Here is a 17636-nt window from a genome sequence, read left to right on the forward strand (position 1 = left end):
ATATTGCGTTGGTATTTAAAACCCTAGTTTATGAAAAATAGTATTTCGTTTCTTTCAAATTTTGTAGAATATCTATTGATAATTGCTGTGCTTATTTATTGGCATGGAACATCAAACCTATTAAATCCATTTGCGATTGGGTTATTGGCTGTTCTCGTTTTTCAACTTTTTATTAAAAACAATGTTGTAGGTGTATTGATAGCTAGTACACTGATTTTGTTGTCTATGTATATGCTTTTGGCTCTTTTTTCAGAAGTAAATGAATTTGAAAGTTTTAACAGCGAAGCACAAAGATTGCTGTTTATTGGACTTGCTTATTTTTTAGGAACAATCATTGTTGCAATTTTAATGATATGGAAATATCTCGTTAGATCAAATCCTAAAGCAATTGTTTATAAATAAGGCACTACGAGGTTTTTCCCATGGATGATTACATTTGGATCGATCAAAACAATGGAAAGCACTCCTAAAAGAATAATGAGTTTTAATAAAATATGCAGTTTTTTGTATTCGATTTGTGTTGATGCTTGATATAAAAATATTAAAAACGCCAGCAACAACCCACTGCTTACATAAAAATAGTATTGCATATAACCTATTTTATAGTAAGCAATTAGCGCAAATGCAGGTACTAAAGTTAGCAAAACCAAAAAAGTAATTAAACTTTTTGAGACTTTGCTTCCAAAACGTACCGGTATGGTTTGATAATTATTAGCAAAATCACCTTTTAAATTTTCTAAATCTTTTACCGATTCTTTAATAAAAAGAATTAAATAGAGATAAAAGCCATGGGCGAAAATGCCCCAACTAAAATTTTGAAAGTGCATTAAAATCCCAAAAAATGGAATTAAAACCAAGAGCGATGCCGTGATATTTCCCACGATTGGGAATCTTTTCAACTTGTGTGAATAAAACCATAACAGGAAAATATAAACAGCATAGAAAAATGCAGCCCGCCACGAAACCAACCAAGCAATGGCAACACTTAAAAAATTTAAGAAAAAATAAACCCGAAGCTGAGTGGTTTTACTAATTTTTTTATCCAGTATTGATTTATAAGGTCGGTTGATAAGATCTTTTTCGGTATCGTAAAAATTATTGATGATGTATCCAGATGCAATTGCAAGCGAACTACTGAAAATGATTAAAAACAAGCCACCGTCTGTTAAAACAGTAATGGCTCTCGATTGAGAGCCAAAAATAAAGATTGCCGATAAGTATTGTGCCAACACTACAACAGCTATATTGTATCCACGAACAACCGAAAAGAAACTTAGAAATTTTAATAATGTTCTTTTGAGTTTTCGTTTTTGTATCATTTTTAAAACTTGTAAACCAATTCTAATTTATAATCTTTTAACGCTTCCTTAGCTTTATCATAATCAGGTGCAAAACCTAAAATGTAGCCTCCTCCACCCGATCCGCACAACTTTAAATAATAATCATTGCTATCAATTCCTTGTTGCCAAATGTGGTGAAATTTTTCAGGAATCATTGGTTTAAAGTGGCTCAATGCAATCTTAGAAAGCTCTTTAGTGTTTTGGTACAAGGTCTTAAAATCGCCTTTCAAAAAGTTTTCAACAGCCGCATCGGTATATTTTGCAAACTGTGATTTCATCATATTTCTAAAACCTTCATTTTTAAGGTTATCCATAAAAATAGTGACCATTGGTGCGGTTTCGCCAACCATTTCAGAATCAATTAAAAACACAGCGCCTTTTCCTTCTTCTTTTTGCGATGGAATGCCAGTAGGTTCGATGTGATCTTTTGAATTGATTAAAATAGGTAAACTTAAATAACTGTTTAAAGGATCTAATCCGGAAGATGTGCCATGGAAGAACGATTCCATTCTACCGAAAATCTTCTTCAACACAAGTAATTTTTCTCGATTTAAATTCTCTAAAACAGTGATTTTATCGGTTGCATATTTATCGTAAATCGCAGCTACTAAAGCACCGCTGCTTCCTACGCCGTATCCTTGTGGAATACTGGAATCGAAATACATTCCAGCTTCTACATCTTTGTTTAAAGCTTCCATATCAAACTTTACCAACTCTGGCTCGTTTACCATTAACTGGTTTAAGTAGGTTGCAAATGCTTTTAAACTTTTGTTCGATTTTTGCGTAATCTCGGTTTGATTTTCATCAATCTTCAACGCTCCGTTATAAAAATTATACGGAATTGCTAAGCCTTTAGAATCTTTAATAATTCCGTATTCGCCAAACAATAAGATCTTTGAGTAAAACAACGGACCTTTCATAATCATTCTATTTTGTAAAACAAATGTACAAATTTAATTAATAAGTTGGTTAATTATTTATGAATTCCGTACACACAATGTCGGCAGCCGTTTTGGCAACACCTTCCTTTTAAATAATGATAGGTCTCGGTAAACACAAACAAGCCATTTTCTATGTAAAAATGCAAACCTTCCACCAACTCTGTTGGACGTTTTGGAAACTTATTGGTCAATGAAAACTTTGTGAGTTCATCGAACTTTTTTAGGCAGTCGTTACATAAACAATCGTGCTGTGTTTTTTCATATAAAAACGCAACAGTTTCATCTAAAAGCTCCACTTTTTGGCAATCGCAGTTTGCAATATCATCTACATTACAAGTGATGGTTTTGTGGCAATGGGTGCAGTTTTCGGTTTTCAATAGATTAATTTTTAAAAGCTGTAATTGTTTAATACCTATGAGGTTTTGATAGCTTGTACCGTTTCAATCGTTATTTAAAATACACAAAAAAATGTTTTTAAACAAGGTTAAACTTTACTTCTTAATCCCCTCCAAATCTAACAAGAAAGCAAATTCTTTAGCCACTTCCTTTAAAGCTTCAAAACGCCCAGATGCACCGCCGTGGCCGGCATCCATATTGGTGTCTAAAAACAATAATTTTTTGTTGGTTCGCAGCGTTCGCAGTTTTGCAATCCATTTTGCTGGTTCCCAATACTGCACTTGCGAATCGTGGAAACCTGTGGAAATATATAAATTCGGATAATCTTGCGCTTTTACGTTATCATATGGCGAATAGGATTTCATATACTCATAATATTCTTTTTCGTTGGGGTTTCCCCATTCATCGTATTCCCCAGTAGTCAACGGAATGGAATCATCAAGCATCGTCGTAACTACATCAACAAACGGAACCTGAGCAATCACACCATTGTACAATTCAGGTGCTTCGTTTAAAACAACTCCCATTAACAAACCACCGGCAGATCCGCCTTCGGCATACAAATGTTGAGGCGATGTATATTTTTGATCAATTAAAAACTTTGAACAATCAATAAAGTCGGTAAACGTGTTTTTCTTTTTAAGCAGTTTTCCGTTTTCGTACCATTCTCTGCCTAAATCTTCACCTCCACGAATGTGTGCAATGGCGTAGATGAATCCACGGTCTAATAAACTTAAACGAACGGTTGAGAAATAAGGTTCCATGGTTGAACCGTACGAACCATAAGCGTATTGCAGCAGCGGGTTTTTTCCGTCTTTCTTCAAATCTTTTTTGTAAACCAAAGAAATTGGAATTTTAGTACCATCGGCAGCCGTTGCCCAAACGCGTTCTTCGGAATAATTGTCTTTATTGAATGTTCCGCCTAAAACTTCTTGTTCTTTTTTAACCGTTTTTTCTTTGGTACGCATGTTAAAATCGATTACTGAAGAAGGTGTTGCCAACGATTGGTAGCCAAAGCGAAGAATTTCTGTATCAAAATCAACATTTGTAGTTGTATAAACGGTGAAGGTTTCGCTGTCAAAAGGCAAATAATAAACGCCATCGGGGTTTTGCCAAGGCATTATTTTTATTTGTGACAACCCATTAAATCGTTCAGAAACCACTAAATAATCTTTAAAAATATCGATTCCTTCTAGCAATACTTCTTTGCGATGCGGTATTAAATCTTTCCAATTTTCTTTGATGGTAGCTGTTTCGGGCGTAATCATCAACTTGAAATTGGTAGCATTGTCTTTATTGGTAACGATATAGAAATGATCGTTGTAATGCGAAATCGAGTATTCCAATCCGCGCGTACGTTTCTGAAAAACCCGAAAATCTCCGTTGGGGTTTGCCGCTTCTAAAATCTGATATTCAGATGTAAGAGTGCTTTCAGAAGCAATAATTAAGTATTTACGCGACTTTGATCGATATACATAAGTAGAAAAAGTTTCGTCTTTTTCATTAAAGATTAGTTCATCTTGTGCCACATTGGTTCCTAAAGTATGTTTAAAAATACGGTCGGCACGCAAGGTTTGTTCATCTTTACGCGAATAAAACAACGATTTGTTATCGGCAGCCCATGTGCTTCCACCTGTTGTTTTTTCTATTTTGGTAGGCAAAATTACACCTGTTTCCAAATTTTTAATCTGTATGGTATATTCTCGGCGCGAAACGGTATCCACTCCAAAAGCAGCAAATTTATTATCGTCGCTAATATTTAATCCACCTAATTGAAAATAAGCATGCCCTTTTGCCAGTTCGTTGCAATCAAACATGATTTCTTCTGGTGCATCTAAAGTGCCTTTTTTTCTTGAATAAATAGGGTACCCCTTGTCTTTTTCAAAACGCGTTATGTACCAATATCCATTTTTAAAATACGGAACAGAAGCATCATCTTCTTTAATACGGCTTTTCATTTCTTCGAACAAATCTTTCTGAAAATCTTTGGTATGCGCCGTCATTTCATTGTAATAAGCGTTTTCTGCTTCCAAATAAGCAATCACTTCTTGGTCTTCGCGCTGGTTTAACCAATAGTAATTATCTGTGCGAACATCGCCGTGTTTTTCTAAATTGGTAGGGTTTATCTTGGCAATTGGTTCTTTTATAGTGTTTTTCATTTTATCTTTGTTGTTGAACATGCTGCAAAAATACTACAAAAAGCCAGCATAAAAATACTTGAGTGTTTCATAAATTTATAATTAATGATTTCGGTTGAATTTAATACTTTTGTACTAAATATTAAAATTTAAGATATGTTTGGAGATTTAATGGGTATGATGGGAAAATTACAGGAAGCCCAGAAAAAAGTAGAAGAAACAAAACAACGTTTAAATACGGTTTTGATTGATGAACAATCGGCCGACGGATTATTGAAGGTTACTGTCACAGCAAACCGACAAATTAGAACCATAGATATCAATGATGAATTGTTAAGCGATAAAGAACAACTAGAAGATTATTTGATTTTAACGTTGAATAAGGCATTAGAAAAAGCCGGAGCAATTAATGAAGCCGAACTTGCTGCTGCTGCAAAAGACGGAATGCCAAATATTCCAGGAATGGATTTATTTAAGTAGAATGGAAAAGTTATTTTTACTACTAATAAGTGTGGCTGCGATGGTTTCGTGTAGCGACAAAAAAGCGGGAAACACACACATAACCGGCGAAATAAAAGGATTGAAACAAGGAACTTTGTACGTGCAGCAATTAAAAGACAGTATGTTGATAACGCTAGACAGTGTGGTGTTGAAAGGAACTTCTACTTTTGAAACATCATTTGATTTGCAAGAACCCGAAGTTTTATATTTGGGATTAAACCGTGGAACGACACAGTCTATGGACAACCTGATTTTGTTTTTTGCCGAACCAGGAGATTTAAAAATTAATAGTTCGTTAGATAATTTCTCAAGCGGAGCAGTAGTTGAGGGTTCTAAAAACCAAGATTTATATTCAAAATACTTAGAAACAAGAGCTATTTATACCAACAAACAAATCGATTTGGTTCGATCTATTATTTTGGCTCAACAAAACCAGCAAACAGCTAAAGCAGATAGTTTAGAAAATGTATTGAACCGCACCAAACGCAGGTATTATTGGAATGCAGTGAATTTTGCACTGAAAAATAATAAAAACGAAGTAGCTCCGTACATTACATTGACCGATGTTGCCACTATGAACAATAACCATTTAGATACTATTTACAACAACCTATCCCCACACGTAGCAAAAAGTAAATACGGCGTTATTCTTAAAAATTATTTGGAATTGGTTGATAAACAGTGAATTGATTTATTGAATTATGAAAATAATATTTTTATTTAGTGCTTTATTTTTCCTTGTTATAAGTTGTAATAAAGTCGAAAATAAACCTGTTGAAGATTATAAAGTAATTGAAACAGATCATTTTATAATTAAAAGTAAGTATGATTTGAAAGTTAACAAGGAATTAATACCTAATTCGTTATTAAAGCAAATCAACTTCAAAGATTCTTTAAGTTACTTATATTTGTATGTTACAAACGATGATTTTAGAATTGATGTTTATGACGAAATATTTATTGATGATGAAGAAAAGTTTCAAGAAATAGATAGAAAGCACTCGAAAATATTTAATGTAGATACACCAACAGTTTATAATGATACTGTAATTAATTCTTATAAAGCGAAATCTTCTGAATTAAAGATTGATAAAGATTTAATATATTATAATGTCAGGTTGTTTAATAACAAAGATTGTTATATTCTATCATTAAGTACAAAGGAAAATAAGATTAAAGAGCATAAGAAAGTTTTTCTTGAAATATTAGAAGGAACAACCATAAAACAATAAGATTAAATTAAATATTCATAAAGTTTGTCATGCTGAAAGCAACTTAAAACGAATTTAGATTTTTAATGGCATAACGATTAATAATTATCAGAAAACTGCTAAAAAATCTGTATGAATTGATGCTTCAATTTAACCACCCAAAATCATATCACTATAAGCAATAATCGTTTCGTATCCTTTATTTTTAAAATATTCTGTAGGATTTTGTTCTGATGCAACCATAACAAAATCGCCACCCCAGCCGCCAAGGCTTTTTACCAACCCGTTAAAATTTGGAAACAATTCTTTTTGAATTGTTGGTGTTTCTAAAATCTCGCCGAGATTTTGTTCATATTTTTTTAAGAAATTAATAAAAAACTGTAAATCTTGAATCTGTAATAATTCATTGGTCATTTGTGAAACCTGTTGTATTTCTGCTGATAAATTCTTTTGCTTTTTTCTGAAATTAGCAATAGCATCTTTACTGTCGCGCTTTTTATTCAGATACACAAAATAAATATGCTCTTTAAAATTCGGATTGAAAGTTACCTGTTCAACAATAGGTTCATTATTTACAACCTGATACGTTACAGGCGTGTTGTTTTGTGCACAAGCGATATCGAACCCACTGCCACCAAACGATTTTTGTAGCAATTCAAAAGCATCAATTTGAAACCATTGTGCAATATTATTTATTAAAGTAGATGATGTTCCCAAGCCCCAATTCCGTGGAAATGTCAGTTTCGTTTCAACTAAAAAGCCGTTATTTTCTAATATGGTAGGATTCATTAAATGTGCCTGATGCAGAATATCAATCAGGGTGTTTCGCACTTTGTCATCGCTGGATTGATTATTTGATAAAATATCGTTTACAGCAATTTCATCGTAATACCAAACCGAGCCATCAGCATCATAACTTTTCCAGCTTAAGGTTTTTGTCTTTAAAGGAAAAACATGTAGATATTGACCAAACTTTGTGGGCAATGCAAAAACCTTTGCGCCTTCTAACACATAATATTCGCCTAAAATAAAGAGTTTACCGTTGCTGTAAAATTCCATAATTATTTTTACTTATAAAAAAATCGGTTTATATTGGATCTAAATCAATCCAAGTCAACCATTTATTACCAATACCAAATACATGAATAGGATTTAAATCTTCATAATAACCTTTTTGAGTTTTAATAGAGTCACAACTTGTCCATTCTAAATATTGAGTACCAACTGAAGTTGACCATTTCTTTTGATATTCAACTTTTTGGCAGTTAAGATTATTTGTGACAATTATGTAAATAACATTCTCTTTATGTAATCTATTATAAATTGATTGGTTTAAATCTGTAACTTTAATTAAAGTTTCCAATTTTTGATTAACAATCTCATCCTTTAATATATCTTCTGTCAAATCGTTCCAATTTCCTATATTCTTTTCAAAATCTTCAATACTAGATAAAACTCTTTCATTTCTATTAGAACAAGATAGAAAAATAAAGGATATGAAAATTAAATAAATATTCTTCATGGGAGATTATAAACTTTGAAGTACAATTAAATTACTTTCGTAAACCCTCAATAAAATCAACAACAGCACTGTGCGAAACCGTTTTTTTCTGCGAAATGCTGTAAAACTGCCGCTTTTTCATCAGCCGAAGCATTCATTTGATTCAAAATATTCATTAAGTGCATTTTCATGTGTCCTTTTTGAATACCCGTTGTTGTTAATGATTTTATGGCCGCAAAATTTTGTGCCAAACCAGCAACGGCAATAATTTGCATAAGTTCGTTGGCATCGGGTTTTTCCAACAACTGCAAAGCGAATTTTACCATGGGGTGCAAGTTTGTTAATCCGCCTACAGTTCCCAACGCCAACGGAAGATCCATCCAAAAACGGAATTCATCACCAACAATTTCGGCATGAGAAAGCGATGTATATTTTCCATCTTTTGCAGCAAAAGCATGCACGCCGGCTTCAATTGCTCTAAAATCGTTACCTGTAGCCAAAACCACCGCATCTACTCCATTCATAATTCCTTTGTTATGAGTTACGGCACGATACGTTTCTATTTCGGCAATGCGAACCGCCTGCACAAATTTCTCGGCAAACTCTTGCGGATTTTCTATTTCTTTTGATTTTAAATCGGAAATTTTACAAGAAACCTCAGCACGAACCAAACAATTGGGAACGTAGTTCGATAAGATCGACATTACAATCTGCAACGATTCTTTTTCTTCGGTAGAAAACAAATCAAAATTGGAAACTTCTTCACGCAACACATTTGCAAATTCTTCTAAGCACGAGTTAATGAAATTAGCACCCATGCTGTCTTTTGTATCAAACGTAGCGTGTAGTTGGTAGTAATTTTCAAGTTCTAACGTTTTGTCAATCAACTCAATATTTAAAATACCGCCGCCACGTTTTTCCATGTTTTTGGTAATTGCTGCAGTTCGCGTTCTAAAAATAGGTTGCACTTTTTCGATAAATTGAACTAATTTTTCGCCAGAACCAGCAAACATAAAATGCACGTTTCCAATTTTTTCGGTAGATAGAACAGTTGCTTTAAAACCGCCGCGTTTACTCCAAAATTTCGCCGCATTTGCTGCCGCTGCAACCACCGAACTTTCTTCAATAACCATTGGCAGCGCGTAAGTTTTGCTGTTAATTACAAAATTGGGCGCAATACCCATTGGCAAATAAAAATTGGTAATGGTGTTTTCTATAAACTCATCGTGCAGTTTTTGCAGTTCGTTGTTGCTATTCCAGTACGATTGTAACAATTGAACCACCGTTTGGTCGTTATTAAAATAAGTTTCAACCAGCCAGTTTATTTTTTGCTCTTTTGTAAGTTTAGAAAAACCGTTAACGATATTCATGAGAAATTTTTTTTGCAAAGATACATTTTTTTGGTTTTGGGTTTTAGATTTTGATTTGCCAGAGGCTTTTTTGCCACAGATGCACAGATTTTTTATCAGAAAGGATAGATTTGTATATTTGAGAGTTAATAGTAAATTAATAAATTAAAATGGCAGCAATTAAAAATTCAATTTTAGCAGGAATATTCTTTGGTGTTTCAATGGGAATTGTATTTAGTCTAATTTATGAAAGTAAATATGGAATTGTTTCAGGAATAGTATCTGGTTCATTCTTTGGAATTGCAATATATCTCTTCGTAAATTCTAAAACAGTAAAAAATCAAACTCAAATTAAAAATATTGAAGGACAAGAAATTATTTACTCAGGCGGTGCGAACCATTTCGTAAATAATGAGGCTGTTGGAGGCAAATTGTACTTATTGACAAATCGTGTTCAATTTAAATCTCATAATTTCAATATCCAAAACCATAGCCAAATTATTTTATTAAAAGATATTAAAGAAATTGGCTTTTGTTACACTTTAGGTATCATTCCAAACGGACTTTTTCTAAGAACAGATAATGGAATTGAAAAATTTGTTGTGAACAATAGAAAGATTTGGAAAGATAAGATCGAAATTCAAAAACGAAATATTTCTAGTAATTAATCTTGATTTATAGTTCCTGAAATAATTAAAAAAACAATTTCTAAATCTAATCAACCCAAAAAATAAAAAAAAGAAGTAATTTGCTCCTTTTTAATTTTCAGCTTTATTTTATGAAGAAAATTTTACTGCCGCTTACACTTATTGCAGCACCAATTACAACGATACAGGCGCAACAACAAATTGAAGTTGCTCAAATTTGGAACGGAACTTTTAGAACCAACCAACTAAATGCTTTAAATACGCTACATACAAAAAACCAATACAGCGTTTTGGATTATAACCGAAATACGGGTACGTTTACGATCGATGCGTTTGATTTTACTACGTTAGAAAAAGTGCAAACCTTATTTTCTACTGCCGATTTTCCGGAAATCAATCAAATTTCAGATTATTCCATCAATATAACCGACGATAAAATATTAATTGCAACGGACTACACTCCTATTTACCGTCATTCGTTTACATCGGTTTATTATTTGTTCGATATCGCTTCAAAATCACTTGTAAAAGTAAGCGACAACGCCATTCAAGAACCTTTGTTGAACAAAAACGGATCGAAAATAGCCTATGCGTTTGAAAACAATTTGTATGTTTTTGATGTGGCTACTAAAAAAACGACACAGATTACTAAAGACGGTGAGAAAAACACCATTATAAACGGTATTACCGATTGGGTTTACGAAGAAGAATTTGCCTTTGTACGCGCGTTTGATTGGAATGCCGATGGAACAAAATTGGCATATATTCGTTTTGATGAAAGCGAAGTGCCTGTGTTCTCTATGGATGTTTATGGCGAAAGTTTGTATCCGCAGCAACAGGTTTTCAAATATCCAAAAGCGGGCGAAAACAATTCAAAAGTAAGCTTGCATTTGTACGATGTTTCAAAAGCATCTACTCAAAACGTAACTTTAAATGCCGAAACTGCTTATTATATTCCACGCATAAAATTTACCAATAATACCAATGTTTTAAGTGTTCAAACCCTGAACCGCCATCAAAACCAGTTGAATTTATTGTTTGTTGATGCCAATTCGGGTAAAACATCGACCATTCTTACCGAAAAAGACAAAGCGTATGTGGATATTACCGATAATTTGACTTTTTTAAACGACAACAGTTTCATTTGGACCAGCGAAAAAGACGGTTACAACCATATTTATCATTACAATAACGACGGATCGCTAAAAAAACAGGTAACCAACGGAAATTGGGAGGTTACCAATTATTACGGTTACAACAAAAGCAATGAAACCATTTATTATCAATCGGTTGAAAACGGTTCTACAAAACGCGATGTGTACAGCATTCAGCTCAACGGATCTGGTAAAAAACAATTGTCAAGCCAAAGCGGAACCAATAGCGCTACTTTTAGTCCCGATTTTAAGTATTTTATCAACAATCATTCGTCAAGCACCAAAGCACCTTCTTACACACTTGTTGATGCATCGACCGGAAAAAACGTAAAAGAAATTTTAAATAATGCGGCTTTAGAAGACAAACTGAAAAAGTTCGATCTTCCTAAAAAAGAATTTACCACTTTTAAAAACGAGGTTGGAAACGATTTAAACGGATACATGATTAAACCAAAAAATTTCGATACTAAAAAGAAATATCCGGTATTACTATATCAATATTCAGGACCAGGTTCGCAGGAAGTTGCCGATTCATGGCACGATTTAAACGATTACTGGCACATGATGCTTGCCCAAAAAGGATACATTGTGGTGTGCGTTGATGGGCGTGGAACGGGTTTTAAAGGAGCCAATTTTAAAAAGGTAACGCAGAAAGAATTAGGTAAATTTGAAGTTGAAGATCAGATTTTTGTTGCAAAACAACTGGCAAAAGAATCGTTTGTTGATGCCAACAGAATAGGAATTTGGGGTTGGAGTTTTGGTGGATTTATGAGCAGTAACGCACTTTTCCAAGCAAACGATGTGTTTAAAACTGCCATTGCAGTTGCTCCGGTAACATCGTGGCGTTTTTACGATTCGGTTTACACAGAGCGTTTTATGACTACACCGCAAGAAAATGCATCGGGTTACGACAACAATTCGCCAATTACACATGCCGATAAATTAAAAGGAAATTTTTTATTGATTCACGGAACAGCAGACGATAATGTACACGTGCAAAACAGTATGCTTTTAATCAACAAACTGGTTGCATTGAACAAAAATTTCGACTGGTTGATTTATCCCGATAAAAATCACGGTATTTATGGTGGCAAAACCCGCGAACAATTATATACAAAAATGACCGATTACATTTTAGAGAAATTGTAGTTCAAAAAATTTAACTTATTTTTACGAAATAAAATTACAAAACGCAACATATAATGAATAATACAAACGATTTAGAATTAACTAAACATCTTGAAAGACAAGGAGCCGACACAAAAACGGTTTTGGGTCATCCTGCTTCACTTTTTGTCCTTTTCTTTACGGAAATGTGGGAACGATTCAGCTACTACGGTATGCGAGCATTATTAACACTTTTTTTAGTTAGCACTTTAGCCTCAGGCGGTTGGGAATGGACCCGAGAGGATGCGATGACTCTTTACGGATGGTACACCGGTTTGGTTTATCTTACTCCTCTTATTGGTGGAATGATTGCTGATAAATTAACAGGAGCTAAAAAAGCTATTGTTTGGGGTGCTTTAATTATGACTTTAGGTCATGCATCAATGGCGTTAGAAGGTTTTAGTCCGAACTTTTTCTATTTGGGACTTGCATTAATGATTTTAGGTAATGGAATGTTTAAACCAAATATTTCATCAATGGTTGGAAACCTATACCCTGATACAAGTGCTAAGAAAGATGCTGGTTATACCATTTTTTATATGGGAATTAACGCTGGGGCATTTTTAGGAATGTTACTATGCGGTTATATAGGTGAAAAGGTAGGATGGCACTATGGTTTTGGTTTAGCAGGTGTATTCATGTTTTTTGGTATGTTACAGTTCTACTTTGCCCAAAAAGTATTTGGTATAAATGGTGAAAGTCCTAAAAATACTCAAGAATTTCACAATAAAAAAATTGCAAATAACGAAGAGCAAGCTGAAGTTGAAACTCCTTCAAATGTAGTAAGAGACCGATTAATTGTAGTCGCTGTTTTAATGTTGGCAAGTATTGTATTTTTCCTTGCTTTTGAACAAGCTGGTGGTTCCATGTCGATCTTTGCACTTGATTATACACAACGCGTTTTAGATGGCAATGCTGCCATTACTTTTAAATGGATTGATGCTATATTAACCATAGTACCAATTGCTATTGTAACAATAGTTCTTGTAAACCTTGCCAAAAAATTATTCAAAGAATATCCTTTAACAATTATTTTTACTGCAATATCGTTTATTATAATTTGGGGATTAGGTTTATGGAAAGTTTCCCGAGAGTTTGGTTCATTAGAAACAGAAGTTGCAGCTTCATGGTTTCAAATACTTAACTCATTCTTCATTATTACATTAGCATCTGTTTTTAGTAAATTTTGGGAAAAAATTTGGAATCCTTCAGGCCCCATAAAGTTTGCAATAGGGCTTATTTTGGTAGGTATAGGTTTTGCTGCCTTAGCTTATGGTGCAAGTTCAATACCTCAAGGCGCAAAAACTGCTTCTGTAAGCATGATTTGGCTAATTATAGCTTATTTCTTTCACACAACAGGTGAATTATGTTTATCTCCTGTAGGGCTATCATATGTAAGCAAATTATCTCCGAAAAAATTACTTGGATTACTATTCGGCTTTTGGTTCGGAGCATCAGCAATTGCAAACTTTATTGCAGGTATGCTTGGATCAACAATTGATAAAATCACAACCGAACATTCTATGTCGTATTTCTTTATGATATTTGCTATCATACCAGGTGCAACAGCTTTAATTCTAATTTTACTAAACCCTATATTAAAGAAAAAAATGCACGGCATTAATTAATCGTATATAAAAAACATATATTCAAAAAGCGACTTTTTTAGTCGCTTTTTTTGTGCATCATTTTAAATATTTTACTTTATTTGTAAGATTAAAAATTTGTTAATTTATGTCAGATAATTCAAAATCATTTTTTCAAACTATAAAATCCTTAAATAGAAACTTTTGGTTAGCAAGTAATATGGAGCTCTTTGAACGCTGGGCTTGGTATGGAATGTTCAATATATTGGGGTTATACTTGGTTGGATCTACAGATGATCAGGGTTTAGGCTTTAATCATATCCAAAAAGGAAGTATTATTGGAGATGTTACAGCAATTCTTTATTTACTTCCTATTTTTTTTGGTGTAATTGCCGATAGAATCGGTTATAAACTTTCTCTAGTAATATCCTATGTAATAATGATTTTAGGTTATTATTTAATGGGTGAAGTAAACACTTATTGGAGTGTATATATGATTTTTCTATTTCTTGCAATTGGAGCCGCCTTTTTTAAACCTGTTGCCTCTGCAATTGTAGCTAGAAACACCGATGAATCTACTGGAACAATTGGTTTTGGAATTTTTTATATGATGGTGAATATTGGTGGGTTTGTTGGTCCTTTTATGTCTTCTACATTAAGAAATGCATATAGTTATAAAATAATTTTTATTCAAGCTGCAATTGTAATAACGATTAACTTATTAATTGTTCTGTTTTTATTTAAAGAACCAAAAAGAGAAAAACCAAAAGATTCAATAGGTAAAGCTATTGGTGATTCGTTGAAAGGAATTTTAGAAGCACTAAAGGATAAACGCTTAAGCATCCTACTTTTATTAATGGTTGGTTTTTGGGTAATGTTTAACCAATTATTTTATACTTTACCTAATTTTATTGATGATTGGGTAAATTCAAGTGCAATTAGTAATTGGATTATTGAAAATATTCCTTTTTTGAAACAATCGTTCGTTAATGAAAACAACGGACAAATTAACCCAGAACAATTTACTAATTTGGATGCGTTAATGATTATTTTCTTTCAAATTCCAATTTCATATTTTGTTACTAAAATGCGTCACATTAATGCGGTGATTAGAGGTGCAATTGTTGCTACAATAGGTGTAGGATTAACATTTTACTCTGGCAACGTTTGGTTTACCATTATTGGAACCGCAATTTTTGCTATGGGTGAAATGATGAGCAGCCCAACCGTATCTTCATTTATCGCTTTAATCACCCCAAAAGGAAAAGAAGGTTTGTATCAAGGTACTTATTTTCTTCCACAAGCGGCAAGTAACTTTTTATCAGGAATTATTGCCGGAAGTTTGTATCAATCATGGTCGGATAAATTATCCTTGTTGAAAAAAGAAATGGCAGGCCGAAACATTCAAATGCCCGAAGTGGTCACCAAAGAACAATTTATTGAAGGAGGTTCCAAAGCATTAAATATGTCTATTGGCGATTTTGAAAAACACTTTCATCTAAAAGCCGAAACCATTGATTGGGCGGTTGTGAAACAATCATTCACCGATTTAGCGGCATCAAAGAATATAAATATCAGCGAAATACACTTTCCTTTTTCTAAAAACGAATATTTTGCATTGGCAGAACAAAAGTTAGGCATGACACATTGGGACATGACCAATATGCTTTGGGAAACATACAACCCCAATAAAATTTGGTGGGTGATTGTGGGAATTGGTTTATTTTCAATTGTTTCCTTATCAATTTATGACCGATTCATCATTAAACCTTTAGAAAACCGACAAAGAGCACTTAAAAACTAAAACATATTTTTTTTTACGAATGCGTAATAAATTAAATAATTTAAGTAACTTTCCAACTTTAATAAAAACAATAAAACAATATTAATGGCAACAGAAACAGCTAATCCAGATTTTTTTAAATCGAATGTTTTAGGGCATCCTGCCGGATTATTCGTCCTTTTCTTTACCGAAATGTGGGAACGTTTTTCATTTTATGGAATGAGGGTACTACTCGTTCTATTTTTAACTGCTGCATTAACTGGTAATAATCCAGGTATGGGCTGGACAGCAGAGCATGCAGGTGCTTTATACTCAACCTATGCAATGCTACTTTACATTACCCCTATTTTTGGCGGAATTATCGCTGATAGATTTATAGGTTACCGTTGGGCAGTCGTAATAGGCTCCATTGTAATGACAATGGGACATGTTATTATGTTTTTTGATTCTGAAGTAGCATTATACTTTGGTTTATTATGCTTGGTAATTGGTACCGGATTTTTTAAACCAAACATGACTTCTATCCTATCCGAAATGTATAAAGCATTCCCTGAAAAGAAAGACGGCGCTTATACCATCTTCTATATGGGTGTAAATGCAGGTGCGTTTTTTGGAATGATGCTTTGCGGTTATTTGGCAAGAGAAATGGGTTGGCATTACGGCTTTGGTTTAGCTGCTGTTTTTATGGGATTAGGTACTTTACAATTTTGGTTGGCAAAACCATTATTTGGAAATATTGGCGATGTTCCTAAAAAAGAGGCTAACAAAACATCTGTAGTAGATTTAAACAAAAAAGAAGGTGAATCTGATAATGACTATGTAGAAAGAGTTAAGGACAGCAGAAGAAATCCTTTCACTACATTAGATTATGTTTTAATAGGTTTTACTACAATTGTGGGATTATTATTTGCATTTGATGCACCTTTATATGTTATTGGAGGTATTGATTTCTTACCAAGTTTTGATTTATCTTCAATAGGTTTAGATACAGTTCGCGGTATGTATCTGTTGGTAATTCTTGGATTGATTATATTCATAGGGTTAATTATATCTCGTCTTGTACGCTATGAAAAAGTAATTCGCGATCGAATGATAGCTGTAATTATCTTTGCCTTCTTTACCATCTTTTTCTGGATGAGTTTTGAACAAGCGGCATCCTCATTAGTACTTTTTGCTCGTGACAGTGTTGATCGCTCATTAGAAGGAACATCTTTGACTATTTTTAACATCGTTAATACTTTATTAACTGTTGTGCCATTATTGTTTATTTCATGGGTGCTTTTCTTATTAGCAAAACAAACTTGGAATAGAGCAGCTATTACAAATATCGTACTAATTGTAACTTTTCTAGGTGTTTGGGCTGTTGCAATTTGGATGCTTGGTAATGAATTTACTAAAGATGCTTCCGAAATTGACCCTACTTGGTTCTCTATTCTAAATTCATTCTTTATCATTGCTTTTGCATCATCGGTATCAAAAATATGGGATTCTAAATTCAACCCTCCAGCAGCTGTTAAATACGGAATGGGCTTAATTATCATGGCAATTGGTTTTGGTCTATTAGCTTATGGTGCTCATGGTATTACAGAAGGAATTAAAGTAAGTATGATTTGGTTAATCTTAGCTTATCTCTTCCATACATTGGGTGAGCTGTGTTTATCACCGGTAGGTTTATCGTATGTTTCTAAATTGGTACCTGCCCGAATGATTGCCTTTATGTTTGGTATGTGGTATTTAGCAATTGCAATTGGTAATAAATTAGCAGCCTTACTAGGTGGTCAGATAGACAATATCACTAAAGAATATTCGTTATCAACTTTCTTCCTTATTTTTACAATTGTTCCAATTGTAGCAGGATTAATAGTGATGTCGTTAAATCCATTACTTAAAAAATTAATGCACGGTGTGAAATAGGCACACTT

Annotated in this window: 15 protein-coding genes and 1 pseudogene; 9 read left to right on the forward strand and 7 right to left on the reverse strand. The window is 33.4% G+C overall.

Annotation, left to right across the window (positions count from 1 at the left end):
• Positions 1-30: 30 nt before the first annotated feature.
• Positions 31-402 carry a hypothetical protein gene (locus tag MG290_RS05395; RefSeq protein WP_264562847.1) on the forward strand — a complete coding sequence of 124 codons (372 nt, stop codon included), beginning with the start codon at positions 31-33 and terminating at the stop codon, positions 400-402.
• Here the strand turns inward: MG290_RS05395 and MG290_RS05400 are convergent.
• The 4 genes from MG290_RS05400 to MG290_RS05415 all read right to left on the reverse strand — a co-directional run bounded on the left by MG290_RS05400 (position 393) and on the right by MG290_RS05415 (position 4836).
• A complete protein-coding gene (locus MG290_RS05400) occupies positions 393-1316 on the reverse strand; it encodes a geranylgeranylglycerol-phosphate geranylgeranyltransferase (RefSeq protein WP_413614621.1) in 924 nt (307 codons plus the stop codon). The genes MG290_RS05395 and MG290_RS05400 overlap by 10 nt on opposite strands.
• A 5-nt stretch (positions 1317-1321) precedes the next feature.
• Positions 1322-2260 carry a mevalonate kinase family protein gene (locus tag MG290_RS05405; protein ID WP_264562849.1) on the reverse strand — a complete coding sequence of 313 codons (939 nt, stop codon included), beginning with the start codon at positions 2258-2260 and terminating at the stop codon, positions 1322-1324.
• Between the two features lie 53 nt (positions 2261-2313).
• Complete coding sequence (locus tag MG290_RS05410) at positions 2314-2658, reverse strand: cysteine-rich CWC family protein (protein ID WP_264562850.1); 345 nt, start codon at positions 2656-2658, stop codon at positions 2314-2316.
• 114 nt (positions 2659-2772) lie between these two features.
• Positions 2773-4836 (reverse strand): S9 family peptidase, encoded by a 2064-nt coding sequence (locus MG290_RS05415; RefSeq protein WP_264562851.1) that lies wholly within the window; start codon positions 4834-4836, stop codon positions 2773-2775.
• Positions 4837-4971: 135 nt separating this feature from the next.
• Between MG290_RS05415 and MG290_RS05420 the strand changes: the two genes are divergently transcribed.
• From MG290_RS05420 to MG290_RS05430, 3 genes are read left to right on the forward strand one after another with little or no spacing between them, the layout of a single operon-like run.
• Complete coding sequence (locus MG290_RS05420; protein ID WP_257500764.1) at positions 4972-5295, forward strand: YbaB/EbfC family nucleoid-associated protein; 324 nt, start codon at positions 4972-4974, stop codon at positions 5293-5295.
• Between the two features lies 1 nt (position 5296).
• Positions 5297-6001: a DUF4369 domain-containing protein gene (locus MG290_RS05425; RefSeq protein ID WP_264562852.1), complete on the forward strand. Its 705-nt coding sequence runs from the start codon at positions 5297-5299 to the stop codon at positions 5999-6001.
• A 16-nt stretch (positions 6002-6017) separates the two neighbouring features.
• Positions 6018-6548 (forward strand): hypothetical protein, encoded by a 531-nt coding sequence (locus MG290_RS05430; RefSeq protein WP_264562853.1) that lies wholly within the window; start codon positions 6018-6020, stop codon positions 6546-6548.
• Between the two features lie 129 nt (positions 6549-6677).
• Here the strand turns inward: MG290_RS05430 and MG290_RS05435 are convergent, their stop codons facing one another.
• From MG290_RS05435 to MG290_RS05445, 3 genes and pseudogenes are all read right to left on the reverse strand, one after another.
• Positions 6678-7586, reverse strand: coding sequence for a GYDIA family GHMP kinase (locus MG290_RS05435; RefSeq protein ID WP_319800355.1), 909 nt, complete (start codon positions 7584-7586; stop codon positions 6678-6680).
• A gap of 28 nt (positions 7587-7614) precedes the next feature.
• Positions 7615-8049 (reverse strand): hypothetical protein, encoded by a 435-nt coding sequence (locus MG290_RS05440; protein WP_264562854.1) that lies wholly within the window; start codon positions 8047-8049, stop codon positions 7615-7617.
• 31 nt (positions 8050-8080) lie between these two features.
• A pseudogene (locus MG290_RS05445) lies at positions 8081-9398 on the reverse strand (hydroxymethylglutaryl-CoA reductase, degradative).
• A gap of 149 nt (positions 9399-9547) precedes the next feature.
• Between MG290_RS05445 and MG290_RS05450 the strand changes: the two are divergent.
• The 5 genes from MG290_RS05450 (at position 9548) to MG290_RS05470 (ending at position 17628) form a co-directional block, all read left to right on the forward strand.
• Positions 9548-10045, forward strand: a complete 498-nt coding sequence (locus MG290_RS05450) for a hypothetical protein (protein WP_264562856.1) — start codon at positions 9548-9550, stop codon at positions 10043-10045.
• Between the two features lie 110 nt (positions 10046-10155).
• Complete coding sequence (locus MG290_RS05455; RefSeq protein WP_264562857.1) at positions 10156-12327, forward strand: S9 family peptidase; 2172 nt, start codon at positions 10156-10158, stop codon at positions 12325-12327.
• Between the two features lie 53 nt (positions 12328-12380).
• Positions 12381-13973 carry a peptide MFS transporter gene (locus tag MG290_RS05460; RefSeq protein WP_264562858.1) on the forward strand — a complete coding sequence of 531 codons (1593 nt, stop codon included), beginning with the start codon at positions 12381-12383 and terminating at the stop codon, positions 13971-13973.
• A gap of 106 nt (positions 13974-14079) precedes the next feature.
• Positions 14080-15735: an MFS transporter gene (locus MG290_RS05465; RefSeq protein ID WP_264562859.1), complete on the forward strand. Its 1656-nt coding sequence runs from the start codon at positions 14080-14082 to the stop codon at positions 15733-15735.
• 84 nt (positions 15736-15819) lie between these two features.
• The gene (locus MG290_RS05470) at positions 15820-17628 is read left to right on the forward strand and encodes a peptide MFS transporter (protein ID WP_264562860.1); all 1809 of its coding nucleotides are present in this window, start codon (positions 15820-15822) and stop codon (positions 17626-17628) included.
• Positions 17629-17636: the final 8 nt, after the last annotated feature.

The organism is Flavobacterium sp. CBA20B-1, assembly GCF_028473145.1.
GTDB lineage: Bacteria > Bacteroidota > Bacteroidia > Flavobacteriales > Flavobacteriaceae > Flavobacterium.

Bases quoted from the DNA above. Each gene is read 5' to 3' on its own strand.
- MG290_RS05470 (WP_264562860.1), top strand. From the start codon at position 15,820: ATGGCAACAGAAACAGCTAATCCAGATTTTTTTAAATCGAATGTTTTA.
- MG290_RS05455 (WP_264562857.1), top strand. From the start codon at position 10,156: ATGAAGAAAATTTTACTGCCGCTTACACTTATTGCAGCACCAATTACA.
- MG290_RS05415 (WP_264562851.1), bottom strand. From the start codon at position 4,836: ATGAAAAACACTATAAAAGAACCAATTGCCAAGATAAACCCTACCAAT.
- MG290_RS05430 (WP_264562853.1), top strand. From the start codon at position 6,018: ATGAAAATAATATTTTTATTTAGTGCTTTATTTTTCCTTGTTATAAGT.
- MG290_RS05435 (WP_319800355.1), bottom strand. From the start codon at position 7,586: ATGGAATTTTACAGCAACGGTAAACTCTTTATTTTAGGCGAATATTAT.
- MG290_RS05420 (WP_257500764.1), top strand. From the start codon at position 4,972: ATGTTTGGAGATTTAATGGGTATGATGGGAAAATTACAGGAAGCCCAG.
- MG290_RS05425 (WP_264562852.1), top strand. From the start codon at position 5,297: ATGGAAAAGTTATTTTTACTACTAATAAGTGTGGCTGCGATGGTTTCG.
- MG290_RS05460 (WP_264562858.1), top strand. From the start codon at position 12,381: ATGAATAATACAAACGATTTAGAATTAACTAAACATCTTGAAAGACAA.
- MG290_RS05450 (WP_264562856.1), top strand. From the start codon at position 9,548: ATGGCAGCAATTAAAAATTCAATTTTAGCAGGAATATTCTTTGGTGTT.
- MG290_RS05395 (WP_264562847.1), top strand. From the start codon at position 31: ATGAAAAATAGTATTTCGTTTCTTTCAAATTTTGTAGAATATCTATTG.
- MG290_RS05405 (WP_264562849.1), bottom strand. From the start codon at position 2,260: ATGAAAGGTCCGTTGTTTTACTCAAAGATCTTATTGTTTGGCGAATAC.
- MG290_RS05440 (WP_264562854.1), bottom strand. From the start codon at position 8,049: ATGAAGAATATTTATTTAATTTTCATATCCTTTATTTTTCTATCTTGT.
- MG290_RS05465 (WP_264562859.1), top strand. From the start codon at position 14,080: ATGTCAGATAATTCAAAATCATTTTTTCAAACTATAAAATCCTTAAAT.